At 73.3% G+C, this 24765-nt stretch carries 23 protein-coding genes; 14 read left to right on the top strand and 9 right to left on the bottom strand.

Translation table 11 applies throughout. From position 1 onward, the window contains the following. Nucleotides 1-351 precede the first annotated feature (351 nt). From ACFZDL_RS43590 to ACFZDL_RS43575, 4 genes are all read left to right on the top strand, one after another. Entirely contained in the window at nucleotides 352-618 is a 267-nt protein-coding gene (locus ACFZDL_RS43590) for a hypothetical protein (protein ID WP_353596156.1), read from the top strand. Continuing rightward, a complete protein-coding gene (locus ACFZDL_RS43585; RefSeq protein WP_353596157.1) occupies nucleotides 618-1937 on the top strand; it encodes a peptidoglycan-binding domain-containing protein in 1320 nt (439 codons plus the stop codon). The genes ACFZDL_RS43590 and ACFZDL_RS43585 overlap by 1 nt, the downstream gene beginning before the upstream one ends. After that, nucleotides 1934-2590, top strand: coding sequence for an ABC transporter ATP-binding protein (locus ACFZDL_RS43580; protein WP_353596158.1), 657 nt, complete (start codon nucleotides 1934-1936; stop codon nucleotides 2588-2590). Before ACFZDL_RS43585 ends, ACFZDL_RS43580 begins: the two co-directional genes overlap by 4 nt. Nucleotides 2591-2835: 245 nt before the next feature. Further along, nucleotides 2836-3978 carry an ABC transporter permease gene (locus ACFZDL_RS43575; RefSeq protein WP_353596159.1) on the top strand — a complete coding sequence of 381 codons (1143 nt, stop codon included), beginning with the start codon at nucleotides 2836-2838 and terminating at the stop codon, nucleotides 3976-3978. Nucleotides 3979-4622: 644 nt separating this feature from the next. Here the strand turns inward: ACFZDL_RS43575 and ACFZDL_RS43570 are convergent. Next, nucleotides 4623-5582: a helix-turn-helix transcriptional regulator gene (locus tag ACFZDL_RS43570; protein WP_353596160.1), complete on the bottom strand. Its 960-nt coding sequence runs from the start codon at nucleotides 5580-5582 to the stop codon at nucleotides 4623-4625. Nucleotides 5583-5759: 177 nt separating this feature from the next. On the opposite strand from ACFZDL_RS43570, the gene ACFZDL_RS43565 reads away from it, so the two are divergent. Together ACFZDL_RS43565 and ACFZDL_RS43560 are read left to right on the top strand one after the other, a co-directional pair. Beyond that, on the top strand, nucleotides 5760-6824 hold the full coding sequence (locus ACFZDL_RS43565; RefSeq protein ID WP_353596161.1) for an aldo/keto reductase: 1065 nt from the start codon (nucleotides 5760-5762) through the stop codon (nucleotides 6822-6824). Continuing rightward, on the top strand, nucleotides 6821-7147 hold the full coding sequence (locus ACFZDL_RS43560) for a putative quinol monooxygenase (RefSeq protein ID WP_353596162.1): 327 nt from the start codon (nucleotides 6821-6823) through the stop codon (nucleotides 7145-7147). The genes ACFZDL_RS43565 and ACFZDL_RS43560 overlap by 4 nt, the downstream gene beginning before the upstream one ends. Before the next feature lie 25 nt (nucleotides 7148-7172). On the opposite strand, the gene ACFZDL_RS43555 is transcribed toward ACFZDL_RS43560, so the two are convergent. After that, a complete protein-coding gene (locus ACFZDL_RS43555; protein WP_353596163.1) occupies nucleotides 7173-7799 on the bottom strand; it encodes a hypothetical protein in 627 nt (208 codons plus the stop codon). A 106-nt stretch (nucleotides 7800-7905) separates the two neighbouring features. Here ACFZDL_RS43555 and ACFZDL_RS43550 point away from each other — a divergent pair, with 106 nt between their 5' ends. Then, nucleotides 7906-8865 (top strand): D-2-hydroxyacid dehydrogenase family protein, encoded by a 960-nt coding sequence (locus tag ACFZDL_RS43550; RefSeq protein ID WP_353596164.1) that lies wholly within the window; start codon nucleotides 7906-7908, stop codon nucleotides 8863-8865. 69 nt (nucleotides 8866-8934) lie between these two features. Here ACFZDL_RS43550 and ACFZDL_RS43545 read toward each other — a convergent pair whose 3' ends face one another. Continuing rightward, nucleotides 8935-9951 (bottom strand): LacI family DNA-binding transcriptional regulator, encoded by a 1017-nt coding sequence (locus tag ACFZDL_RS43545; protein WP_353596165.1) that lies wholly within the window; start codon nucleotides 9949-9951, stop codon nucleotides 8935-8937. 159 nt (nucleotides 9952-10110) lie between these two features. Here ACFZDL_RS43545 and ACFZDL_RS43540 point away from each other — a divergent pair, with 159 nt between their 5' ends. The 4 genes from ACFZDL_RS43540 to ACFZDL_RS43525 all read left to right on the top strand — a co-directional run bounded on the left by ACFZDL_RS43540 (nucleotide 10111) and on the right by ACFZDL_RS43525 (nucleotide 14813). Then, on the top strand, nucleotides 10111-11043 hold the full coding sequence (locus ACFZDL_RS43540; RefSeq protein ID WP_353596166.1) for a nitrilase family protein: 933 nt from the start codon (nucleotides 10111-10113) through the stop codon (nucleotides 11041-11043). Nucleotides 11044-11052: 9 nt separating this feature from the next. Beyond that, complete coding sequence (locus ACFZDL_RS43535) at nucleotides 11053-12234, top strand: hypothetical protein (protein WP_353596167.1); 1182 nt, start codon at nucleotides 11053-11055, stop codon at nucleotides 12232-12234. A gap of 98 nt (nucleotides 12235-12332) precedes the next feature. Continuing rightward, nucleotides 12333-13700, top strand: a complete 1368-nt coding sequence (locus tag ACFZDL_RS43530; protein ID WP_353596168.1) for an amidase — start codon at nucleotides 12333-12335, stop codon at nucleotides 13698-13700. A 78-nt stretch (nucleotides 13701-13778) separates the two neighbouring features. Beyond that, the gene (locus ACFZDL_RS43525; RefSeq protein ID WP_353596169.1) at nucleotides 13779-14813 is read left to right on the top strand and encodes an alpha/beta fold hydrolase; all 1035 of its coding nucleotides are present in this window, start codon (nucleotides 13779-13781) and stop codon (nucleotides 14811-14813) included. Between the two features lies 1 nt (nucleotide 14814). On the opposite strand, the gene ACFZDL_RS43520 is transcribed toward ACFZDL_RS43525, so the two are convergent. From ACFZDL_RS43520 to ACFZDL_RS43510, 3 genes are read right to left on the bottom strand one after another with little or no spacing between them, the layout of a single operon-like run. After that, the gene (locus ACFZDL_RS43520) at nucleotides 14815-15612 is read right to left on the bottom strand and encodes a hypothetical protein (RefSeq protein WP_353596170.1); all 798 of its coding nucleotides are present in this window, start codon (nucleotides 15610-15612) and stop codon (nucleotides 14815-14817) included. Further along, complete coding sequence (locus ACFZDL_RS43515) at nucleotides 15605-17047, bottom strand: hypothetical protein (protein WP_353596171.1); 1443 nt, start codon at nucleotides 17045-17047, stop codon at nucleotides 15605-15607. The genes ACFZDL_RS43520 and ACFZDL_RS43515 overlap by 8 nt, the downstream gene beginning before the upstream one ends. Further along, nucleotides 17044-17979 (bottom strand): ATP-binding cassette domain-containing protein, encoded by a 936-nt coding sequence (locus tag ACFZDL_RS43510; protein ID WP_391194166.1) that lies wholly within the window; start codon nucleotides 17977-17979, stop codon nucleotides 17044-17046. Before ACFZDL_RS43510 ends, ACFZDL_RS43515 begins: the two co-directional genes overlap by 4 nt. A gap of 120 nt (nucleotides 17980-18099) precedes the next feature. Between ACFZDL_RS43510 and ACFZDL_RS43505 the strand changes: the two genes are divergently transcribed. Beyond that, nucleotides 18100-19368, top strand: a complete 1269-nt coding sequence (locus ACFZDL_RS43505; RefSeq protein WP_353596172.1) for a sensor histidine kinase — start codon at nucleotides 18100-18102, stop codon at nucleotides 19366-19368. After that, complete coding sequence (locus ACFZDL_RS43500) at nucleotides 19365-20066, top strand: response regulator transcription factor (RefSeq protein WP_353596173.1); 702 nt, start codon at nucleotides 19365-19367, stop codon at nucleotides 20064-20066. The genes ACFZDL_RS43505 and ACFZDL_RS43500 overlap by 4 nt, the downstream gene beginning before the upstream one ends. An 8-nt stretch (nucleotides 20067-20074) precedes the next feature. On the opposite strand, the gene ACFZDL_RS43495 is transcribed toward ACFZDL_RS43500, so the two are convergent. Together ACFZDL_RS43495 and ACFZDL_RS43490 are read right to left on the bottom strand one after the other, a co-directional pair. Then, entirely contained in the window at nucleotides 20075-21034 is a 960-nt protein-coding gene (locus ACFZDL_RS43495; protein ID WP_353596174.1) for a LysR family transcriptional regulator, read from the bottom strand. Between the two features lie 107 nt (nucleotides 21035-21141). Beyond that, the gene (locus ACFZDL_RS43490; RefSeq protein WP_353596175.1) at nucleotides 21142-22464 is read right to left on the bottom strand and encodes a FlgD immunoglobulin-like domain containing protein; all 1323 of its coding nucleotides are present in this window, start codon (nucleotides 22462-22464) and stop codon (nucleotides 21142-21144) included. 259 nt (nucleotides 22465-22723) lie between these two features. Between ACFZDL_RS43490 and ACFZDL_RS43485 the strand changes: the two genes are divergently transcribed. After that, nucleotides 22724-23212 carry a hypothetical protein gene (locus ACFZDL_RS43485; RefSeq protein WP_353596176.1) on the top strand — a complete coding sequence of 163 codons (489 nt, stop codon included), beginning with the start codon at nucleotides 22724-22726 and terminating at the stop codon, nucleotides 23210-23212. A 68-nt stretch (nucleotides 23213-23280) separates the two neighbouring features. Here ACFZDL_RS43485 and ACFZDL_RS43480 read toward each other — a convergent pair whose 3' ends face one another. Further along, entirely contained in the window at nucleotides 23281-24633 is a 1353-nt protein-coding gene (locus ACFZDL_RS43480) for a DUF1996 domain-containing protein (RefSeq protein WP_391194160.1), read from the bottom strand. Nucleotides 24634-24765 lie beyond the last annotated feature (132 nt).

Below are 24765 nucleotides of genomic sequence, written 5' to 3'. Positions count from 1 at the left end.
CGTGGGGGAAACGCGGTCTGCTCTTGCATCCCTTCTCGTACGGACCGATCGAGCAGAAGGAGACGACGCCATGAGCAGGCGGATCCTCGGCATGGCAGCGGCCGTGCCACTGGCGCTGGCCCTCGCCCTGTCCCTGACCGGATGTGGCTCCGACGGCGGCGGCGACGGCAAGGTGGCCTAGGCGAACGGCGCGAAGAAGGACGGCGGCGGCAGCGCGGGCCCGAGCATGGATCCACAGGAGATGGGGGTCAAGTTCGCGCAGTGCATGCGCGAGCACGGCATCGACATGGAGGACCCGGAGCCCGGACAGGGGATCAGGCTCGCCATCCCGCCCGGCACCCCAAGGGGACGGTGGAGAAGGCCCAGGAGGCCTGCCGCGAGTACGACCCGGTGCAGAACGGGGGCGGACGCAAGCCGGACGCGAAGGCGCAGGAGAACATGCGCAAGTACGCCAAGTGCATGCGTGAGGAGGGCGTGGAGAACTTCCCGGACCCGGTGACGGAGGGCGGACTCCGGGTCGAGGGGTCGATCATGGACGATCCCGACTTCTCCAAGGCGGAGAAGGCGTGCAACAAGTTCATCGGCGGTGGCGGCACGCTCCACAAGGAAAAGGGCTGATGGGGGAGGCGACCGTGGACAGCGCGCAGGACCGGGAGCCGGCGCGTGAGCGAGAGCGGACACCCGAGCGGGAGTCTGAGCAGGCGCCTGAGCGGGAGTCGGAGCAGGCGACTGAGCGGGAGTCGGAGCAGGCGACTGAGCGGGAGTCGGAGCAGCCGTCGCAGCGGGCATCGGAGCAGGCGCCGGAGTCGGCATCGGAGCAGGCGCCGGATCCGGTAACTGCCCTCAGCCCCCGGCGCCGTAAGGCCAGGGGCCGTGGCAGGAAGGTGGTCGCCTTCGCCGTCCTCGTCCTGCTGGCGGGCGGCGGCGTCACCGCCGCGAAGCTGGGCCTGGGCGACCGCGGCTCGGGCGACAAGGCGGCGAGCGAACTGCCGCCGAGCACCGCCGAGGTGACCCGCCGGACGCTCAAGGACACCCAGAGCGTCGACGGACAGCTCGGTTTCGGCCCGACGACCACCCTGGCCGCCCGGCGGCCCGGCACGGTCACCGAGGCGCCCGAGGCGGGGGACCGGATCACCCGCGGCAAGGCGCTGTACGAGGTGGACGGGCGCCCGGTGACGCTGATGTACGGCTCGACGCCCGCGTACCGCGCCCTGAAGAAGGGCGCCGAGGGCGCGGACGTACGCCAGCTGGAGAAGAACCTCAGCGCGCTCGGCTACACGGGCTTCACGGTCGACGACGAGTACACCGACACCACGGCCGACGCGGTGCGCGCGTGGCAGGAGGACCTGGGGCTCGCGGAGACCGGGGCCGTGGAGCTGGGCAGTGTGGCGTTCGCGCCCGACGCGGTCCGGGTGGACAGCGTGGCGGCCCGCAAGGGCGACACGGTCGGCCCCGGCGGCAAGGTGCTGTCGTACACCGGCACCGAGCAGGCCGTCACGGTGGAGCTCGACCCCGCCGACCAGCGGCTGGCCAAGAAGGGCAGGGAGGTCGAACTCGAGCTGCCGGACGACCGGACCGTCAAGGGCACCGTCCAGGACGTCGCCACGGTGATCGAGCCGGGCAACGGGCAGGGGGAGGAGGCGAAGACGAAGGTCGAGGTGGTCGTCGGGTTCAAGGACGAGACGGGCCGGAAGGCCGCCGACGCCTACGCACTGGCCGCGGTGCACGTCGACTTCACCTCCGAGACCCGTAAGGGCGTGCTCACTGTGCCGGTCGGCGCGCTGCTGGCGCTCGCCGAGGGAGGCTTCGGCGTGGAGGTCGTCCACGGTTCGACCTCGGAGTATGTGCCGGTCACCACCGGTCTGTTCGCCGACGGCCGGGTGGAGATCTCGGGCAGGGGCCTCGCCGAGGGCACGAAGGTGGGGGTGCCCAAGTGATCCGTCTGACGGATGTGACCAAGACCTATCCGGGCGGGGTCACCGCGCTGGGCGGCGTCAACCTGGACATCGCGCCGGGCGAACTCGTCGGCATCGTCGGCCCGTCCGGCTCCGGCAAGTCGACGATGCTGCACATCCTCGGCACCCTGGACCGGCCCACGACGGGCGGTGTGCGCATCGACGGCTACGACATCAGCACGCTCTCCGACACCAAGCTCTCCGCGCTGCGGGCCAGCCGCATCGGCTTCGTCTTCCAGCACTTCCACCTCGCCACCGGCACCTCGGCGCTGGACAACGTCGCCGACGGGCTCCTGTACTCCGGGCTGCCGGTGGGTGAGCGGCGCAGGCGCGCCGCGCTGATGCTGAACCGGGTCGGGCTCGGCCACCGGGTGCACCACGAGCCGCACGAGCTGTCCGGCGGCGAGCGCCAGCGCGTCGCCATCGCCCGCGCGGTCGCGGGCGACCCCGCGCTGCTGCTGGCCGACGAGCCGACCGGCGCGCTCGACTCGGTCTCCGGCGCCGAGGTGATGCGGCTGCTGCGGGAGCTGCACGCCGGGGGGACGACCGTCGTGATCATCACGCACGACTGGGAGATTGCAGGCGGTCTGCCCCGGCAGGTGCGGATGCGCGACGGGCGGGTGGTGGCGGACTGATGGCCACAGACACACACCCTGGGCGTACGGAGCCAACGGAGCCAACGGAGCCGACGGAGCCAACGGAGCCAACGGAGCCGACGGAGCCAACGGAGCCAACGGAGCCAACGGAGCCCACGGAGCCCACGGAGCCCACGGACCGCCGTGGGCGTGGGCGTACGGACCGGGCCGGGCGTACGGATCGGCGCGCCGATGCGCTCCGCCCCGCCCGGCTGCGCCCCCGCGACGTGGTCAAGGTCGGCGCGGTGGGCCTGCGCACCCGCCCGCTGCGGGCCTTCCTCTCCGCGCTGGGCATCGCCATCGGCATTGCGGCGATGGTCGCGGTGGTCGGCATCTCGTCGTCCTCCCGCGCCGATCTCGACCGCAGCCTCGCCGCGCTGGGCACCAACCTGCTGACCGTCTCGCCCGGTTCGACGATGTCGGGCGGCCAGGCCCGGCTGCCGGAGACCGCGGAGGAGATGGTGTCGCGGATCGGCCCGGTGTACTCGGTGTCGGCCGTCGGCAAGCTCTCCGACGCCAAGGTCTACCGTACGGACAAGATTCCGGAGGCGGAGACCAACGGCCTCGCCGCCTACGCCGCCCGTACCGAACTGCGCGCCACCCTCGGCGCCAAGCTCCGCTCCGGCAGCTGGCTCAACGGCGCGACCCGCACCTATCCGACGACCGTGCTCGGCGCCACCGCCGCGGAACGGCTCGGGATCGGGCAGGTCGGCCCGGACACCCAGGTTCTGATCGGCGGTCGGTGGTTCACCGTCGTCGGCGTCCTCGAACCCGCCCCGCTCGCCCCCGAGCTGGACACAGCGGCCCTCGTCGGCTGGCGTGCGGCCGAGACCGAGCTGTACTTCGACGGGCGCCCCACCACGATCTACACCCGCTCGCAGGACTCCGCGGTCGAGTCGGTGGCCTCCGTCCTGGGCGCCACCGCCAACCCCGAGGCGCCCGGCGAGGTCGAGGTCTCCCGGCCCTCCGACGCCCTGGCCGCCCAGCAGGCGGCGGGCGAGGCATTCACGGGGCTGCTCCTCGGCCTTGGCGCGGTGGCGCTGCTCGTCGGCGGTGTCGGGGTGGCCAACACGATGGTGATCTCCGTACTGGAGCGCCGGGCGGAGATCGGGCTGCGCCGCTCCCTGGGCGCGACCCGGGGCCAGATCCGCACCCAGTTCGTCGCGGAGTCCCAGCTCCTGTCCGCCCTGGGCGGGGCGGGCGGCGCGCTGTTGGGCGCCACGGTGACGGCGGGCTATGCGCTGTCGCAGGGCTGGCCCGTCGTGATCCCGCCGTGGGCGCTGCTCGGCGGCCTGGCCGCGACCCTCGCCATCGGCGGCCTGGCCGGCCTGTACCCGGCGCTCCGCGCCTCCCGGCTCTCCCCGACGGAGGCCCTGGCCATGCCGTGAACGGGCCCAGCCGCCTGCCCACCCCCGTGGGCGGGCGGCTCGCCGCCTTGTCAGTCCGGCATGGTTGGATGGCAGGACCGGACAAGGTGGGGCAAGGAGGGGGAGTTGAACCTGTCACGGCGCTCGTGCGCGCTGATCGCGGCGCTGGTCCTGAGCCTGCTCACCCTGGTGTACCTGGGCACCCGCGGCTCGCGGGAGGCGGCCGGCGAAGCCGCCACATGGCCCGCCGACGACCCCTGCGTGAAGGACGCGCCCCACCCCGGGGTCTGGGACGAAAAGGAGCCGCGGCTGCTCACGCTCAGCTACGGATACTCCTCGAAATCCGCGATGGGCGGCGAGAAGCACTTCACCATCGGGGCGAGCATCAACGTGGGCCGCCGCCCGCTCGTCCTCCACCCGCCTCTCGCGCGCGGCGGGGTGTCGGTCCGCTTCTGCGCCCCGTACGGGAAGGGCGTGATGGCGGAGGCCAAGGGGCTGTCGCCGAAGTCCGTCGAGACCCTCGCCGCCAAGGACGGGGCGATACGCGTCACCCGCGAGAAGCCGCTGCGCTTCATGGTCGACCTGCCGCGCTCGGCGCTGCGGCACGGTTACTCGATGTCCGACCTCATGAACTCCACCCCGCCCCGCAGCAACGACGCGGCCGACTATCCGGTCCTCGTGCTCACCGTCTCCGACCCCGGTCTGGACGCCCCGCTGGTGGCGGTCTCCTTCAAACCGGACTCCACCCCCACTGCCCAGGCACTCGGTGTGCTGCCGCGCTCCTGAGCCCACGCCGTCAGCAGCCGCAGCGCGGTCTCGGACGGGGAGCCCTCCTCCACGGTGTGGGCGATCAGCGCCTGGTCGGGGTCGTCGGGCAGACGCAGGGTCTCGAAGCCGAGGTCCAGTTCGCCGACCACGGGGTGGCGGTAGACATACCGCCCATGGGTCTTGTCCTTGAGCTGGTGCTCCGCCCAGGCCTCGCGGAACTCCGGGCTCGCGGCGGAGAGTTCGTCGAGGAGCGCCGCCGTCCCCGGGTCGTCGGGGTGGCGGGCGGCGTCGAGGCGGAGATAGGCGGCCACATCGGCGGCCTTGCCGCGCCAGTCCGCGTACAGACCGCGCATCCCCTCGTCCAGGAAGACCAGCCGGGCCAGGTTGCGCTGCCCGGGCGGCAGGGCGCCGAAGTCGGTGATCAGGGCGGCGGCGAGCTGGTTCCAGGCCAGGACGTCGGTGTTCCGGCCGACGATGTACGCGGGGACGTCGGCCACCGAGTCCAGCAGCCGCCGCAGCCCCGGCCGTACGCGCTGCGGCCGGTCCGCGCCGTCGCCCCGGTCCGTCTCCGACCAGGGGCGTGCCAGCCGGTAGAAGTGCTCGCGCTCCACGGCGTCCAGCCGCAGCGCCCGGGCCACGGCGTCCAGGACCGCCTCGGAGAAGTGCAGGGTACGGCCCTGCTCCAGCCGGACGTAGTGGTCGACGCTCACCCCGGCCAGCTGCGCCAGCTCCTCCCTGCGCAGGCCGGGGACCCGCCTGCGGCCCCCGTAGCCCGGCAGGCCCAGCTCCTCGGGGCGCAGCCGGGCCCGCCGGGACCGGAGGAATTCGCCAAGTTCCGCTCGTCTGTCCAGTGCCATGCGGCAAGTATCCCCGGCCCGCGTGGCGCTCAGCCTGGTCATGCCGTGCCCAGGCACCGGCTGCCACTGGGTACGCCGCCGCGAGGCGGCGAGAGTTGGTCTCGCCGGAACGGTTCCGGCACACCGGGAGCCCCGTACGGCACCCGGTCACCCTTCTCGTGCAGGAGACACCCACACATGAGCGCGACCACCGCAGGCAGCCTCCCCACCCTCCCTCTCGGCACCACCGGCATGGACATCACCCGGGTCGGCTTCGGCTCCTGGGCGGTGTCCGGGGCCAACTGGCGCTTCAGCTGGGGAGCCACCGACGACGCCGAGTCGATCGCCGCGATCCGCCACGCGGTCGCCTCCGGCGTCAACTGGATCGACACCGCCGCCGTCTACGGGCTCGGCCACTCCGAGGAACTGGTCGGCAAGGCCGTGGCCGATCTGCCCGAGGGCGAGCGCCCGTATCTGTTCACCAAGGCCGGGCTGGTCTGGGACCCGGCCGATCCGCAGGCCGCGCCCCGCCGGATCATGAAGCCCGCCAGTGTGCGGCGCGAGATCGAGGACTCGCTGCGGCGGCTGGGCGTCGACCACATCGACCTGTACCAGGTGCACTACCCGGACACCGGCGAATCCTTGGAGTACGCCGGTGGCGGCTTTGGCGCGGTGTCTCCGAACGCCACCCCGCTGGAGGAGTACTGGCAGGTCATGGCCGATCTGAAGGCCGAGGGCAAGGTCCGGGCGATCGGCCTGTCCAACCACTCGGCCGAGCAGTTGGCGGCCGCCGAGCGGATCGCCCACGTCGATGTCATCCAGCCGCCGTTCTCGGCGATCAACCGCTCGGCCGCCGCCGAGATCGCCTGGGCCCACGCCCATGACACCGGCGTGATCGTGTACTCCCCGCTCCAGTCCGGGCTGCTGACCGGCGCCTTCACCGCCCAGCGCGCGGCGGGCCTGTCCGCCGACGACTGGCGCTCGGCCCACGCCGACTTCACCACGGGCCTGGCCGCCAATCTCCAGCTGGCCGATGCGCTGCGGCCCGTCGCCGAGCGGCACGGGGCCTCCGTCGCCGAGGTGGCCATCGCGTGGGCGCTGGCCTGGCCCGGCATCACCGGGGCCATCGTGGGCGCCCGCAAGTCCGGCCAGGTCGACGGCTGGATCGGGGCGGGCGGCGTGGAGCTGACGCAGGCAGATCTGGACGAGATCGCCTCCGCCATCACCGCGTCCGGCGCCGGTACCGGCCCGGCCCGGCCGTGACCCGGGGGGAGAAGGACCCGGGCGGGTCCCTGGTCGTCGTCGCCGAGTACGTGGCCCTGCCGGGGCGGGAGGACCGGCTCCGCACCGCCCTGGAGGCGCTGATCGAACCGGCGCTGGAAGAGCCCGGCTGTCTCGCCTACCGGCCCTACACCGACCCCAACAACCACGGCCACATGGTGGTGGTGGCGGAGTGGGCGGGCCCGGAAGCCCTCGCCCGGCACTCCACCACCCCGCAGGTCCGCCATGCGCGGCAGGTACTGGACCTGGTGCTCGCCGAGCCGATGGCCGTACGGAAGCTGACGGCCGCGCGGCCGCCGGGGTGACCCCGGCGGGACGCGCGGGGATGCTTCAGGACTTGGCGTCCGCCGGCTCGGCGTCCTCGGACGCGGCCTTCTCGGGCTTCGCGTCCTCGGGCTTCGCGTCCTCGAAGTAGGTGTCCAGGACCGCGTCGAGTTCCGCCGTCCACTCCTTCAGGGACTTCCGGGACGGCGCCTGGACATCGGCCGAGTACCAGCGGCGGGCGGTCGTGTAGACCGTGACGGAGAACCGGCGCCCGAACCGCGGGGTGTCGATCTCGACCGCGCCGATCTCGCTCCAGTAGAACTCGGCCGTCTCGCCGTCCAGCAGAAGGGTGACACCGCGACGGCCGGCGCTGATCGAGCCGCGGTGGTCGGAGGCCTCGAAGACGGGGCCGTCGGTCCCGTCTTCCTCCCCCTCCTCCTCGGCCTCCGCCTCGGCGGTGTCCTTGTCGGCGGTGTCCGCTTCGGCCGCGTCCGCGGGCTCGGCCCGCTCGTCCTCGACGGCATCGGCGGCTTCTTCCGCGACCGCGGCCTCCTCGGGGACGGGATCTTCGCGCGAGGGCTCGGCTGCCTCCTTGGGCTCGTCAGGGCGCGGGGCCGTGATACCCGGGATGTACGCCGGATCGAACCCGGCGGCGGGCACGGGCGGGGTGCTCGGTCCTATGCGCTGCTCCACGGCGGGCAGTATGGCCGATAAACCTGTGCCGGGAACAGCCTCACAGGCCGCGCCCGGACAACGAAACGGACAACATGACGCGGAAAGCCGCGGTGAGGGAGCGGGGATGAAGCTGCGCTGTGCGGTGCTCGACGACTTCCAGGGGGTCGCCATGACCAGTGCCGACTGGACGCCCGTCCTGGACCGGGTGGAGGTGGTGAGCTTCCCCGAGCACTTCGGCACTGAGGACGGACTCGCCGCGGCTTTGGCCGACTTCGACCTCGTCGTCACGTTGCGCGAGCGCGTGGCCTTCCCCGCCTCGCTGTTCGACCGGCTGCCCAAGCTGAAGCTGCTGATCGCCTCCGGGATGCGGAACTCGGTGATCGACTACGCCGCGGCCGAGCGCCACGGCGTGACGGTCTGCGGCACCGCCAGCTCCCAGGCGCCGCCGGTCGAGCTGACCTGGGCGCTGATCCTCGGCCTGGCCCGGGGTCTGGTCGCCGAGAACACGGCGCTGCGTACGGGCGGGCCCTGGCAGAGCACGGTCGGCGCGGATCTGCACGGCCGCCGGCTGGGGCTGCTGGGCCTGGGCAAGATCGGCAGCCGGGTGGCGGGGATCGCGTCGGCCTTCGGGATGGAGGTGACGGCCTGGAGCCAGAACCTGACGCGGCAGCGGGCCGAGGAGGTCGGGGTGGCGCTGGCCGGGTCGAAGGAGGAGCTGTTGGCCTCCAGCGATGTGGTCTCCGTCCACCTCGCGCTGAGCGACCGCACCCGTGGCCTGCTGGGGGCCGCCGAGTTGGCGCTGCTCAAGCCGACCGCGTACCTGATCAACACCTCCCGGGCCGCCATCGTCGACCAGGACGCGCTGATCGACGCCCTGCGGCGCGGTGCCTTCGCCGGGGCGGGGGTCGATGTGTTCGACGTCGAACCCCTTCCGGCGGACCATCCCATGCGCACGGTGCCCCGGCTGCTGGCCACCCCGCATCTGGGCTATGTCTCCCAGGACAACTACCGCAGGTACTACGGCGAGGCCGTCGAGGACATCCAGGCCTTCCTCGACGGCTCGCCCGTACGCGTCCTCGGCTGACGCCCGTCCGTCCGTAGGCTGAGTCCGTACGCCCGCCAGGTCAGTCCGTACGCCCGCCCGCACGCCGCCTCAGCAGCCCGTGGAGGCGCGGGCGGTGAGGCGGGGGCGCAGCCGCTCCGAGGGCGGCTGTTCCCCCGCCAGGATCCGCACGAGCATGGCGACCGCCCGGCGTCCCATCTCGTGTGTGGACGAGGACACGCTGGTCAGGGGGAGCGGGAGTTCGGCCGCGAGGGGGGTGTCGTTGTAGCCCATCACCGCCAGGTCCTCGCCGACGCGCAGACCGCGGTCCCGCGCCGCCCCCAGCACGCCGATCGCGGCGAAGTCGTTGACGGCGAAGACCGCGGTGAGCCCGGGGTCGGTGGCCAGCAGGCGGTCGGCGGCCGCTCGGCCCGCCGCGGTGTCGAAACCGCCGTGGGCGATCCGGTGGGGCGGCACCGTGACCCCTTCTTCGGCGCAGCGCTCGAGGAAGCCCGCGACGCGGTCCGCCCCGGTGCTCGCATGCGGTTCGCCCGCGATGATCGCGACGTCCCGGTGGCCGAGCCCCAGGAGGTGGTCCGCCGCCAGCCGGCCGCCGAGCCGGTCGTCGCAGGTGACCGAGGGGTGGTCCGCGGAGTGCCGGTTGACCAGGACGAAGGGGGTGCCGCGGGCGGCGACCTCGGCCAGGAAGTCGTCCCGCACCCGGGCGTCGCCGAAGATCAGGCCGTCGGTGCGGCGGGCGATGAGCATGTCGGTGCGCGCCCGGCGGGTCTCGGGCCGGTCGAGGGTGTTGACCGCGATGGTGGAGAGCCCCTTGGCGGTGGCCGCTTCCTCGATGCCCTCGTGGATCATGGCGAGGACCAGGTCGGACATGCGGGGCACGAGCACGCCGATCAGGTTGGAGCGGCGGGTGCGCAGCCCGGTGGCGTGCGGGTCGGGCCGGTAGCCCAGTTCGGCGGCGAGCCGGCGGACCCGGTCGGCGGTGACGGTGGACGCGGCCCGCGCTCCGGTGGCCGGGGGGCCGTTCAGGATGCGGGACACCGTGGAGACGTGGAGGCCCAGCTCCTTGGCTATGGACTGCAGGGTGACCGGCCGTGCACCGTCTGCCATCTCTGTCTTCTGCCTTCTCTCAGCCGCTGCTCTTGACGACGTTTCGAGCGCGTGCCCATCATAACCCAAACGATTGGGCCAAACGTTTGGGTTCTTTCCTTGCGTACCCAAACGTTTGGGCAACGATGGTCACGACGACAGCGACGAGAGGCGAGAACCGTGAACACTTCCCCCAACCCCGCCGCACCACCCCAAGAGCCCGGTGCGGACCGCCGGGTCAGCCCCGCCAGAGTCGCCGTCGTCCAGTGCGACGCACAGGTGGGAGTCGAGAACCGCCGCCGGAACGTCGAGCACGGCCTGGGCCTGGCGGCCCGCGCCGCCGACGGCGGGGCCACCCTCATCGTGCTGCCCGAACTGAGCGCCACGGGCTATACGTTCGCCACCCGGGCCGAGGCATACGACCACGCCGAGGAGGTTCCCTCGGGGGAGACCGTCCGCGCCTGGGAGGCCTTCGCCCGCGAGCGCGGTGTCCACCTCGTCGGCGGGCTGGTCGAACGGGACGGTGTGCGCCTGTACGACACCGCCGTACTGGTCGGCCCGGACGGATATGTGGGCCGCTACCGCAAGACCCATCTGTGGAACACGGAGAAGCTCTGGTTCGAACCGGGCGACCTCGGCTTCCCCGTGTTCGACACACCGATCGGCCGCATCGGCCTCCTCATCTGCTGGGACATCTGGTTCCCGGAGGTTCCGCGGCTGCTGGCGCAGCAGGGGGCGGACATCATCTGCAGCGTCAACAACTGGGTGTGGACTCCGCCGCCGATCTTCGACGAGTCCGGGCGGTGCATGGCCGCGTATCTGACCATGACGGCGGCGCATGTGAACAACGTCTTCATCGCCGCGGCCAACCGGATCGGCACCGACCGGGACGCGCGTTTCCTCGGGTGTTCGCTGATCGCCGGCACCAACGGGTGGCCCCTCGGCGAGGTCGCCGGGGCAGAGGAGGAACGCATCCTGACAGCCGACATCGACGTCGTCGCGGCCCGCAGCGCCCCCGTCTGGAACCAGCTCAACGACCTGATCCGCGATCGCCGCACCGACCTGTACGACCCGATGCTCGGCTACACGCTGAGCCCGGCCGCCCCGCGATGAGGTGCGTCCGTGGCAGGCGAGACACCCCCGGACCGCCGCGCGGGCGGCGCTCCCCTGTGGGCGGGCGCCGCGGCGACGGCCCTGGCCGGCGTACTGGTCGGCATAGGCCTGAAGGCGGTCGAGCCACGGCTGCCCGCGCTCATCCCCGCCTACTCCCGCTGGGCGCTCGACCGCTCCGAGCCCCAGTGGCTGCTGTGGTGGCTCCTCGGGGACACCACGGAGGCCACGCTGTACAAGTCGGCCCTCGGCGGACTCCTCATGGTCTGCGGTGCCGCGTACGCCCACGCCGGCGCGCGCAAGGGCCGCGCCCGCGGGTTTCCGCTCGCCTGCGCCACGGGGCTGTGGCCCTGGGTCGCGGTGAGCGCCGGGCTGGCCCTGGTGCTGTCCAATCTCGCCTGGGGCTGGACGCTCACCGCGTCGGACGCCTGGCAGCCGACGTTCGCCCCCTTCGTCTCCGTGCCGCCGGCCCTCGTGGTGCTGTACGGGCGCGGCTGGCGCGTGGCCGTCACGGGAGCCGTCCTGGGCGTGGTGCTGGTGACCCCGGCGGCGCTGCTCCTGGTCGACGAGGTGTGCGTCCCGCTGGGCCTGTCCCCGGTCGTGGGCAGCGTCACCGGCATGAGCCTGGGCGGGGCCGCGGCCTTCGCGCTGTGCCGCGCCCTCCCGTGGATGCCGGATCTGCCCGCGGCGCCCGCCGCTCCCGCCCCCGTCGAGGCTCCCGTTCAGGGGGCGGGATGGGTGGTGCGCAGGGTGCTCGCCGACTTCACGGAAGCCCACTTCTACGGCAATGAGTGGGCCGGTGCGGGCCTGCTGCTCGGCACCGTCGCGGCCTTCCTGCTCAACCCCGCCGCCGTCGCCTACGGCAGCGGCCTGCTCCCGCACATGATGGCGGCCCAGATCCTCGCGGCCGTGTGCGGCGTTGTTTTGTGGCGCCGTCGCTGGGCGAGCGCCGGCTGGTACCCCACCTTCGTACCGGTCGTCTCCGTCACCCCGGCCACCGTGCTCACCTACGGCGGGTCCCCCGCCTCGATCGCCGCCGGAGCGGCCCTCGGCGCGCTGGCCGCCCCTCCGCTCGCCGCCGAGCTGGCCCGCCGACTGCCCTCGTACATCCACCCCATGGTGGCCTACACGGCGACCATGGCGATCTGCACGGCGACGATCGTCCCGCTCCTCGGCCTGTTCCCCGGCTTCTGAACGACCCACTTCTGAACGACCGGTTTCTGAACGACCGACCGGCTTCAAACGACCCGGCGCGCGGCCGCACCCGGACTCCCGACAAGGACACCCCTTAAATGACCAGCCTCACCCCCGGCTCCGGGGCCCCCACCGGGGCCGTGACCCCGGGCTTCTTCACCGACCGGACGATCGACGACCTGGCCACGGATCTGCGGTCGGGGCGGACCACGGCGTCCGAACTCACCCGTCGCGCCCTGGAAGCCATCGCCGGGGCCAACCCCCGGGTGAACGCCTTCGCCCATGTGGACGCGGCAGGGGCGCTGGCGGCGGCGGACCAGGCCGACCGCGAGCTCGGCGAGGGGCTTGACCGCGGACCGCTGCACGGCCTGCCCACCGGGATCAAGGACATGATCGACGTGGCCGGCCTGCCCACCACCGCGGGCTCGGCCCACCTCGACGGCCGCGTCGCCCGCGCCGACGCCGCCTGCGTACGACGGCTGCGCCGGGCCGGCGCGGTGATCGTCGGCAAGACGACGACGCACGAGTTCGCGTACGGGCCCACGGGGGACCGCTCCGTCCACGGCCCGACGCGCAACCCCCGGGATCTCACGAGGATGTCCGGGGGTTCGAGCGGCGGAAGCGCCGCCGCCGTCGCCGCGGGGATGGTGGCCTTCGCGCTCGGCACGGACACCGGGGGGTCCGTCCGCATCCCCTCCGCCCTCTGCGGCGTCGTCGGCTTCAAACCCGCCTATGGGGTGATACCGACGGAGGGCGTGCTGCCGCTCTCCCGGACCCTCGACCACGTCGGCGTCCACGCCCCCACGGTGCGGGACTGCCTCACCGTCCACGAGGTGTTGGCACAGTCGGCACCGACCGGGCCGGAGGGCACCCCGGACACCGGCCGCGTCGGATGGCTGACGGAGGAGGAGCCCGTCGCGGGGGACCCGCGCGTCGTGGCCACGGTGCGGCGCGCCCTGGAGACGGCGGTCGGCGCCGTACCCGACGCGCGGTGGGAGCAGGCGCGCGCCTGCCGCGAGGCCTTCTCGGCCATCCAGGGCTTCGAGGCGGCCGAGTCGCACGCGCGGCGCGTGGAGCGCGCGCCCGGTCTGTACGACGAGGAAGTGCTGCGCCGACTCCAGGCCGCGGCCGCCATCTCCCCCGAGCGGTACGCGGCGGCGCTCGACACCCGTAAGGACGTCACCCGCCTCGTCGGGGAGCTCTTCGACGGGCACGACGTCCTGGCGCTTCCGACCGTCCCCCTCACCGCGCCCCCTCTCGGCGCGCGCGAACTGGCCGTGGGCGGCCCGGGCACTGCCGTACGCGAGGCCCTGCTCTCGCTCACCAGCCCCTGGAACCTGCTGGGCCTGCCCGCCTTCAGCATCCCGGCCGGCTCCGTCGACGGCCTGCCCGTCGCCCTGCAGCTGGTGTGCCGTCCCGGGGACGAGGCCCGGGTGGCCGCCATCGCCCAAGCCCTGACCCGCTGACCACGACCCGACACCCCACGAACCGACACCCCACGACCGACACCCACGACCCGACACCCCACAGAACAAGGACACCCCATGACCACCACGCCACCCGACCACTCGGTCCTCGAACTGCCCGACTTCGCCCTGGAGCGGGGCGGCACGCTCGCCCCGGCGCGCCTCGCCTACCGGACCCACGGCGCGCTCGCGCCCGACAAGTCCAACGCCATCCTGTTCCCCACCTGGTTCGCCGGTGACCACACCTCCCACGAGTGGCTGATCGGCCCCGGCCGGCCCCTGGACACCGACCGCTACTTCGTCATCGTGCCGAACCTCTTCGGCAACGGTCTGTCCTCCTCCCCCTCCAACACCCCCGCGCCCCGGGCCGGGGCCGACTTCCCCCACATCACGATGCGCGACAACGTGCGCGCCCAACACGAGCTGGTCCATGGCCGCTTCGGTATCGAACGCCTGGAGCTCGTGATCGGCTGCTCCATGGGCGCGCAGCAGACCTACCAGTGGGCGGTCTCGTATCCGGACATGGTCGCCCGCGCCCTGCCGTTCTGCGGATCGCCGAAGACCGCGCCCCACAACTCCGTGTTCATCGAGGGGCTTCGGGCGGTGCTCACCGCGGACCCCGAATGGCGCCGAGGCCGCGAGGCCCCGGGGTACGCGGCGGGGCTCCGGGCATTCGCCAGGGTGTACGCCGGGTGGGGCTTCTCGCAGGCGTTCTACTGGAACGAGCGCTACCGCACGCTGGGGTTCGACTCCCTCGACGACTTCCTCGCCGGTTTCTGGGAGCCCAACTTCGCCGGGCAGGACACCAACGACCTGCTCGCGATGCTCTGGACCTGGCAGCACGCGGACGTCGGCGCGACGGAGGGAGCCGGTGGGGATGTCACCAAGGCGCTCGGCACCATCACCGCCAAGACGCTGGCCATGCCCGCGCAGAAGGACCTCTACTTCCCACCCGAGGACGAGGCCTGGGCATCGGGCCACATCCCCGGCGGTGAAGTCCGGGTCATCCCCGGCGAGTGGGGCCATCTGACGGGCGCCGGAGCCAACCCCGACGACGTCGAGTTCATCGGCCGGGCCGTGCGGGAACTGCTCGCGTCACCCGGGGAAAACTGACTTACGCGTCCCGGAACCGCAGCCCCGCCCAGCCCAGCGCCAGCGCCGCCCCGGCCCAGGCGGCGAGGACGGAGAGCCCCGCCCACGGGCCGAGGGGCGCGGGGCCGGTGTCCGGGAGGGTGGTCTGGACGGCGAGCCCGGCGCTCATGGGCGAGGCCTTCTGGACCAGGTGGAGGGCGTGCGTGGACATCGGGACGACCTTCGTGGCCAGGAACGGGCCGTACAGCAGGGCCGCCGTGACCCCCACGGCCACCCCGGAGTGCCGGAGCACGGCGGCCACCCCGGCGCCCAGCAGCGCGACCAGCGCCAGATACAGCAGGGTGCCGGTGGCCGCCCGCCACAGCGCCGGGTCGGACAGGGCGGCCGTACCGAGTCCCCGCCCGGCCAGGACGGCTCGCCCGGCCAGCAGCGACCCGAGCACCCCGGGGGCGCCTGCGGCGAGCACCGCCGCGGTCACCACGGCCGCCTTCGCGGCCAGGACGCCGGTCCGCCCCGGGTGCGCCGCCAGCGTCGTACGGATCACCCTCGGCTGGTACTCGGAAGCCACCAGCGCCACCCCGACGGCGAGGGCGGCGAGTTGCGCCGCGTACACGCCCGACAGGGCGAGCGCCACCGGGTCCGCCGGGGTGTCGCGGGGGCGCCCCTGGCCCGCGGCGGTGAGCGCGGTCACGCCCGCCATGAGCGCCGCCAGGGCCACCAGGGTCCACAGCTGGGACGGCACCGTGCACAGTTTGGTCCACTCGGCGCGCAGCGCCCGCCCGGTGTGCAGCGCCCGCCCGGCGCGCCGCGCCTCACGCATCACGCCTGCCCTGCACCCAGAACGCGGCGCCGAGGGCCACCGCCGTGTACGCGCACAGCACGGCGAGCCCGCCCAAGGGGCTGATCGCGTCGCCGAGCTGGTGGATCGTCTGGCGTACGGCCAGGCCCGCGATCGGGGTGGCCCGGTTGACCCAGGTGTTCACGCCGATCGAGCTGACCTGGGCGACGATCGGGACCACCAGGAACACCGCGAAGAGCAGGATCACCGCCCCCGCCGTACGCCGCAGCAGCACGCCGACGCCCAGGGAGAACAGCGCGATCAGGGCCATCGTGGCCGCCGTGCCGACGACCGCGCGCAGCACCGTCGGGTCGGTGAGGGACGGATCGGGGAAGATCGGCGGCCCCATGCCGTTGCGGCGCTGGATCGGCCGGGTGAGCAGCAGGGCGGTGACGGCCGCGGCGAGCCCGGCCGCGAAGACCGCGCTCGCCAGCACGACGGCCTTGGCGGCCAGCACCCGGGCGCGGTGCGGGGAGGCGCTGAACGTCGTACGGATCGTGCCCGTCCGGTACTCCGAGGTCATGGCGAGCACGCCCAGCGCGATCACCGCGATCAGCCCGAACTCCGTGCCGGACAGGCTGTTCTTGACCCGGTCGAAGCCATGCAGCTCGCTGCCGACCCCCGCCACCCCGATGCTCCCCAGGTCGCCGCTCCCGGTGAGGGTGAACGTGCCGCCGGCGCGCCGCAGGGTGCCCGGGTTCTCGGACGCCGTGCGGATCTCCACGGGCGGGCCATTGGTCACGGGGGCCTCGGCCACGTCCGTCAACCGCCAGTCGTCCGGGGCGAAAGCCCCCGCCGGAGCCAGAGCGACATGGTCGAAGACGGCCCGGCCGGTCGTGGGGCGGAAGCCGCCCACGATGTTGCCGGGGCCCGCCAGGCGCTCGTGGCTGCGCCCCGGGGAGGCCACGAACAGCCCCGCCTGCGCGCGTGCCGGCAGCGCGCGGGCGGTGAGCGTGCCCACCTTCCGCCATGTGCGGCCGTCGGCGGACTCGTACCCGGTCACCTTCCGCCCCGAGCGGGTCAGCCGCAGCCACACCGGGGCGCTGGTCTCGCCGCCGCCGGTGGCCTCCGTCTCCGCGTCGGCCAGCATGCGCACGCCGTGGTCGGGGGTGACCATCAGGGCGACGTACGAGGAGCCGCTGGCCGTGGACGCCTTGATGACCACGCCGGACTTCGCCCAGGGGCCGCTGTCCTCCTGCCGGGCGACGCGCGCGGTGACGCTGCCGTCGCCGGTGAGTTCGCGGTGGACGAGGCTGAAGTGGTCAACGGTCCTCGGGGCGTCATTGGCGTTGCCGTGGCCGCCCTGCGCGGCGAGATAGCCGATGAGGACGGTGAGGGCGACGGCGGCCAGCAGGGCGACGGCGGTGCTGCGCACCGACATCAGCTTGGTCCACTCGGCGCGGATCGCGCGGATCACGAGCCCTCCTGTGCTCGGAACTCCCCGGCGTCCCGGGTCAGTTCGAGATAGGCCTCCTCCAGTGAGGCGCGATGCCGCGCCACCTCCGAGAACGGCACCCCGCCCTCGGAGAGCAGGGCCACCACGCGCTCGGCCGGCAGCCCGTCCACGGTCAGCCGGTCCGGCCCCAGGACCGCCACCTCCGCCCCGGCCCCGGTCAGCGCCGTCACCGCCGCCGCGCGGCTCGGGGTGCGCAGCGTCACGCGGTCCCTGGACGCGGCGGCCAGCAGCGACGCCACATCGGTGTCCGCCAGCAGCCGGCCGCGGCCTATGACGATCACATGGTCGGCGGTGTCCTCCAGCTCGCTCATCAAGTGGCTGGAGACCAGCACGGTGCGCCCCTCGGCGGCCAGCGACCGCAGAAAGCCGCGGATCCACTGGATGCCCTCGGGGTCGAGCCCGTTGACCGGCTCGTCCAGGATCAGCACCGGCGGATCACCCAGCAGCGCCGCCGCGATGCCGAGCCGCTGCCGCATACCGAGCGAGAAGCCCCCGGCCCGCCGCCGCGCGGCGGAGGCCAGGCCGACCAGCTCCAGCACCTCGTCGACGCGCCGCGCCGACAGCCCGTTGTACCGCGCCAGCCACAGCAGATGGCTGCGCGCCCGGCGGCCGGGGTGCACCGCCTCGGCGTCCAGCAGCGCCCCGACGACCGTCAGCGGCTCGCGCAGCGACGCGTACGGGCGGCCGCCGATCAGGGCGCTGCCCCCGTCCGGGGCGTCGAGCCCCATCACCATCCGCATGGTCGTCGACTTCCCCGCCCCGTTGGGCCCGACGAACCCGGTGACCAGACCGGGCCGCACCGTGAACGTCAGCCCGTCCACGGCCGCCGTGGGCCCGTAACGCTTCCGCAGGTCGTGGGCCTCGATCGCGATGCCCCTCATGGTTTCCGCCATGCCCAGGGACGCTACGCAGCCCCGGCCTTGGGGCCGTCACGCCCGTGGGGAATCTTTCCGGCCCGGGTGTCCCCCGCGCGGGGGACGGCAGGGGGCGCCGCCCGCCGCATAATGACCGGCGTGACGTGGAGAAAGCCCCGGGCCGGCGTGGCGGAGCGGGCAGCGGCCCGGGGCGTCGTGGCCGGGGGGCGCGAGGCAGGCCGGCGCCCTGCGGCCGGGCGTGGGGCGAGCGCGCTGCGGCGGCTTGGCCGCGCGCCCGACCTGCCGCTCGTCGCGGCCGCGGCGCTGTGCGCCGCCGGGCTGCTCCAGACCGTCGTGCCCCTCGGCGAGCGGCCCCGCGCGGACATCCCGCTCACCCTCACCCTCGCCCTGGTCCTCGGCTCGACCGCGCCGCTCGCCTTCGCCCGCGGCCAACTGCTGCCCGCGACCACGGCGGTGACGGCCGCGGTCCTGCTCACCCCACTCAGCGGCCGGCTGCCGTGCGTCGCCGCGCTGCCCGCCCTGGCCGCGTTGCTGTATCTGACCGGGCTGCGGGGCTCGCCGCGCACCGCCCTGCTGTTCGCCGTGCCCTTCGTGGCGTACGCGGTGGGCCCGGCCCCCTCGGCCGCGGGCGGCAAGCCCTTCGGCGTGGCGCTGCTGGCGGGCGCCGCGGCCGCGCTCGCGGCCGGTGCGGCGCGGCGGGCCGGCGGGGAGGCCGCCGCGCGGTCCGCGGCCGAGGGGGCGTACGCGCACACCGTGCTGGAACACGCGGCGCGCGGCGAGCGCGCCCGGATCGCCCGGGAGCTCCACGACGTCGTCGCCCACCACATCTCCACCCTGTCCGTGCAGGCGGAGACCGCCCGGCTGACCACCCCCGGGCTGCCCCCGCTGGGCGCCGAGCGGCTGCTGGCGATCGGCGACACGGCCCGGCAGGCGCTCACCGAAATGCGCCGCCTGTTGGGCGTGTTGCGCGACGACGCGTCGGCCGAGGTGCCCACGCGCCGGCCGCAGCCCGGACTCGACCAGCTCCTCACGCTGGTCGACGAGGCCCGCGACACCGCGGGCGGCGGGGTCCGGCTCGTCGTACGCGGCCGGATCACGCCCCTGGACCCGGGTCTGCAGCTCACCGCGTACCGCATCGTCCAGGAGGCCCTGACCAACGCCCGCCGGCACGCCCCCGGCGCGCCGGTCGACGTCGAACTCCACTACGCCGAGGGCGCGCTGCGCGTCACCGTACGGGACATCGGCGCAGGTCCCGCCCCCGCCGCCCCTGCCACCGCCGCCGGCCACGGCCTCCTCGGCATGCGTGAGCGCGTCGCCATGGCCGGCGGCACCCTGCGCGCCGGGCGCGGCCCGGCGGGCGGCTTCGTCGTCACGGCCGAACTGCCCCTGCGTGAGGCGGCCGCATGACCGTACGCATCGTCATCGCCGACGACCAGGACGTGGTGCGCGCCGGGTTCGGCGCGCTGCTGGACACCCAGCCGGACCTGTCCGTCGTCGGCAGCGCGGCGGACGGCGCCGCGGCGGTGGGGGTCTGCCGCCAGACGCGTCCCGATGTCGTCCTCATGGATGTGCGCATGCCGGTCCTGGACGGCATCGAGGCCACGCGCCGCATCATCGCCGGCGCGGGAGCCGGGCCCGGAGCCGGCGGCGGCCCGCGCATCGTCATGCTGACCACCTTCGACCTCGACGAGTACGTCTATGACGCCCTGGCCGCCGGCGCCAGCGGCTTCCTCCTCAAGGACATGACGGCTGAACGGCTCTTCGAGGCCGTACGCGTGGTCGCCGCCGGAGAGGCCCTGCTCGCCCCCACCGTCACCCGCCGCCTCATCGGCGAGTTCGTCCGCCTGCGCCCCCACACCGCCGCGCCCACGCCGCTCGCCCTCCTCACCCCGCGTGAGACCGAGGTCCTCCGCCTCATCGCGGAGGGCTTGTCCAACGCCGAGATCGCCGCCCGTCTCACGGTGAGCGCCGAGACCGTCAAAACCCACGTCAGCCGGGTCCTGGCGAAACTCGGCGCCCGGGACCGCGCCCAAGCGGTCATGCTGGCGTACGAGTTCGGGCTCGTCGTGCCCCGTTCGGGAGGGCCACGGAAGGCGCCACGGTAGCCCGACGTTCAACGCCGTCGCCGTCCCCCTCTGGGACGAGGGAGCGCCCAGTCCGGCACCCAGGTCCCGGCGGCGTCGTGGCCGGCCGCTGTGGCGGTGAGGTGGGCGCGGAGGGCGGCCAGCGCGGGGTGGGGGTTGTCGCGGTGCCACAGGAGCGAGTGCGGGTAGACGGGCGTGGGGTCGGTCACCGGGATGCGGCGCAGGCCGTGGTCCGGGGGCGAGACGGGGAGGGTCTGCTCCCCCATGAACGTGGCCAGGTCCGGGGTCTCGGCGACGGTGTCGAGGAGGACGTGGGAGCCGAAGTTGGGGCCGGTCGCCTCGATGGTGAGGCCGAACGCGGCGACGAGGTCGTCATAGTAGGCGGCCCATTCGGTTCCGGGGACGATGCCGGGCATCCAGATCCGGTGCCCGGCGAGCTGGGTGACGGTCACCGACCGGGCATTCGCCAGCGCGTGGGCGGGGCCGGTGAGGAGCTGGAGCGGCTCGTCGAGCACCCGGACGGATTCGATGTCCTCGGGAAGGGGCCGGCCGGGCTTGGCGACGGCGCGGAAGGACGCGTCGATCGCACCGGATCGGATGGCGGCGACGGCCGTCTCGATGTCGAACAGCGTCAACACGTCGAGGCCGATCTCGGGGTGCGCGCGGTGGAAGCCGCGCATCAGGCCCGACGCCGCGCCGCGCGAGGCGATCACGTCGACGCGTAGCGGACGGCGGCCGGGGCGCACGGCCTCGACGGCCCGGTCGGCGACGCGCAGCAGGTCCCGGGCGTGGGACAGGAACGCCTGCCCGTCGATGGTGAGCTCGGCGCCGCGCGGCGTGCGGGTGAACAGCCGCACGCCGAGGTCGCGCTCCAGCGCGGCGATGCGCTTGGAGACGGCCTGCTGGGTGACTGCCAGCTCGGCGGCGGCCTCCTGGAACTGCCCCGCGTCGGCGGCGGCGACGAAGGTCCGGACGGTGTCGAGGTCCATGCGGGCACCCTATGGACACAACCGCTGGTTGTGGCCGTGCGGCCTTGCGGTTGCCCGATCCCCGGGCATGGCGCTCGCCGATCGCCCTGCGGGTGCTGCACGCCGGGTCAGGTGCCGGAGACGACGATCTCCCCGGTGGTGGTGCTGGTGCCGGCGCCCTCGATGGCCTTGGCGGTCAGCGTCCAGGTGTGGCGGCCGCTGGGGGCCTGGGTTCCCGTGTCGGTCTTTCCGTCCCAGGCGACGTCGGCCTCGGGGCTGCCGCTTCCGGTGAGGGTGCGTACGGTGCGCCCGCTGGCGTTCTTGACGGTGAAGGTCCAGGTCACCGGCTTGTTGAACTGCCAGGTGCTGCCCCATTCGTCGCCCTTGACGAGTGCGGGGTCCGCCACATCGGACTCGATCTTCGCCAGGGACTGGGTGGGCACCCCGCTGGGCACGACATGAATGGCCTTCGCGGAGTCGACGTACGCGATGTCGCCGCCCCACTTGTCCACGGCCCAGGTCAGCCGGCGCTGGTCGGCGGTGCTGCCGGCCGGGAGGTCCGCGAGCGGGCGCGGGGCCTCGGCGGCGCCGGTGTGGAAGTCGGTGAGCAGCAGCTGTCCGGCGGTTCGGTCGTGGCGGACCAGGTAGCCGTCGCCGACCAGGGCGGGGCCTGAGGGGACGGTGAAGCTCTTCTTCGCCGTGCGGTCGTAGACCCCGGCCGGGCCGGCCGTACCGCAGCTCCAGTAGATCCAGCGCCCCATGACCTGCAGTTCCTTGATGACGCAGGGCGCGCCCGTGGCGACCGTCTCGACGAGTTTCTTCGTCTTGATGTCGGTCTGGGTGACCGTCCCGGCGGTGGAGCCCGCGGCCCACAGGCGGGTGCCCCATACGGAGGCGGCGGTGATGGAGCGGGTGACCCGGATGTCGGTGGTGCGGTACGGCTGGAGGTCGTCGAGGTACTGCTTGTTGGTGGACTGCGCGTTGTAGAGGAAGTAGCGGCCGGTGACATCCACGATCCGGGCGCCCGTCACGGCCGGTTCCACGCCGTGGTAGCTGTCGGGGCTCGTCCGGATCTGGACGCGCTCCTTGCTGTCGTCCACGAAGACAAGGCCGACGTCGCCGTTGCCGGAGCCGACCAGCGGGACGCAGTCGCCCGCGTCGCACGGCACGCGCTTGATGTGGTCCCCGTCGGCGAATGTACCGGCGTACATCATCGGGACCCGGGTGGCGGCCGTCGATCCGTCCGGCGCGACCCGTCGTGTCATGACGTACAGCTCGCGGGACGCGCTGTGCTCCACGGTGGCCAGGGTGCCGCCCGCGAAGTCGATGCCCCAGACGCCGTCCGTCCGGATCGGCAGCGGGGTGTCCGCGGCGCCGGCGCTGGTGGTCGCGGTGACGCCCGCGACGAGGGCCACGACGGCGGTCAGTAACGAACGGGCAGGGCGTCTCAAGGGGGCCTCCCAGAACGGTGGATTCCGCCATGGCGGCGGGCGTGAACCAGGTTTCGGGTGTGGGGCCCCGCGTGCGCCTCGAGGGCGAGACGGACGGAGCGTAGCAGCGGGGCGGCAGCGGAAGCTTCCGTTCGGCGGGCGGGCACTGACATTTGTCACTGCCAGGTGGTGATGGCCGGATCTGCCCTCCGCGGCGGGCGATCGGCAGGATCGAAGTGTCGGCACGAAGCGCGCCACCACCACCAAGGGACGGACAGAGATGAGCGGCGTCATCACCTCCGAGCGGGACCAGGAGCAGGAGCAGGACCGGGCCACTGCCACGGCGCCAGCCGCGGACCTCGCGGACGTCAAGCCGCTGCCGGTGTGGTTCTTCGCCTTCGAGGGCGTGTGCGGCGCGGCGTACGACCTGTGCCAGGCGTGGAGCGGCGCCTGGATGGTGATCGCCGCCTTCGCCGCCGTCAACATCGTGGTGGGGGTGACCGTGCTGCGGCGGCGGATGAAGCTGGTGCGGGCGATGCTGAAGAACTCCCGCACCCGGAAGATCGCCTTCGGGCTGATCGCCCTGCGCCTGGGCGCGCATGCCGTCCTGGGGGCGGTCGGCGCCCAGGTGACGTCGGTGGCGGGGCACCTGGTGTTCGCCGCGGTGATGTGCGGGGCCACGGTGGCCCTGCTCTACGTCGACCAGCGCATCGCCTTCAAGGCCCTGGGCCTCGAGGCGGTGGGCCTCCGGGATGCGCCCGCTGTCTGAGCCGATGGGGCGTTGAAGCGGCGGGAAGGACCCGGCAGGGGGGGCAACCCCCCTGCCGGGTCAGTGCGTCAGCCGCACTTACGGCCGCTGTTGATGCAGCTCACGGCCTGCTTCATCAGCTTCTGCGACATCACGTTGATGAAGTCGCCGTGGTCCGTCACCGGCTTGTGCAACTGCTCGGGGAAGCTGTCCACCGCGAAGTTCCGGGCGCCGGGCGCCAGCTTGTAGGTGATCCGCTGGACCAGCTGCGGAATGGCCTTGAACCCCTGCTGGCACGAGCCGTCCGCGCGGGCGAACGCCACATGCGTACGGTGGTTGGCACTGTCGATGTTCTTGCCGTCCCAGCAGCTCTGGAACTTGAACGTCCGCACCACGTTGCTGCCCTTCGGGCACAGCGGGTACTTGTCCTTCAGCTGGCGGTTCTCGAATCCGGTGCAGCTCCAGGACGCGTTGGCGTTGGCCGTCCCGTTGGTGAACGCCTTGGCGTCACCGGTGATGATGCGCAGGAACTTGGGCATCTCCACGACCTTGGAGACGGGGCTGCCCTTGAAGCTGAGCTGCACGGAGGCGGGCCGCAGGATGCGCCCCACGTTGCCCTCCGTCCCGCCGCCCGGGGCACCCGCGTCGAACTCCTTCGTACCGTCCTGCAGCCGCAGGACCGGCCAGTAGTGGGTGGAACGGTCGCCGTTGGTGCAGGTGGTCCCGGCGGATTCGAGGACCTGGTTGGAGGCGAAGGCGTCGGTCTTCAGGTTGCCGACGTAGTCGTGCATGTGGTGGGCGCCGTTGCCCACGCCGGGAGCCACGATGACGTTGTCGGAGTTGAAGTGCTTGTTCTCGTTGCGTCCGCAGCGCGAGGAGAAAGTGCCCTTGGAGCCCCTGGCCTGCACCCGGGGGTTCTTGACGTTGGGCTTGACCTTGCGGATGTCCACGAAGTCCGACCGCTGGGGGCCTGACTGCTGCCGGCCGCCCGCGGCGGGGGCCGCGCCCGCCGCCGGGGTGTCCGCCGCGGCGGGGGTGTTCGCCGCCCCGGGGGTGTTCGCCGCCGCGGCCTGGGCGGCCGCCTCGTCCTGCTTGACGGTGCAGGCCGCGAGCGAGTCCAGGCCCGACGGGCGGGTCCGGACCTTCTCGATCTCGGTGGCGATCCGGTCCAGGGTCTGCCGCCGCTCGGACGTCAGCGGGTCCAGTACGCGGGTGCGCACGAACTCCTGGTCGGCCTTCGCGCCCTGCTCCGCGAGCCGCTTGTAGGCGTCGGCGACCTGGCTGTCCATCTTCGCCAGCTCGTTGTTCACGGCGGGCCGCGCCTGCTGCGGCACGTTCGACAAGCTGGTCGCGACATCGGGGCACTTGACGGTCATGCCGGCCCGCGCTGCCGCCTGCTGTGCGGGCGTCTCCTTGGCGGCCGAGGCGTTGTTGTCGGTCATCAGGAGCGCTCCGCCCCCTACGGCCAACGCCGTCACACCGACCACGGACATCACGATCACTCGGGACCGCTTATGTCTCTTCCTGTTTTTCACCGGGCCGCCCCTCATCGGTTGTCGTCGCATACCGAAGAG

The sequence above is a fragment of the Streptomyces sp. NPDC007917 genome, assembly GCF_042959105.1.
In the GTDB taxonomy this organism is placed as follows: Bacteria; Actinomycetota; Actinomycetes; order Streptomycetales; family Streptomycetaceae; genus Streptomyces.
Note: the sequence above shows the minus strand (reverse complement) of the source record. Positions and strands in the feature narration are given on the sequence as shown.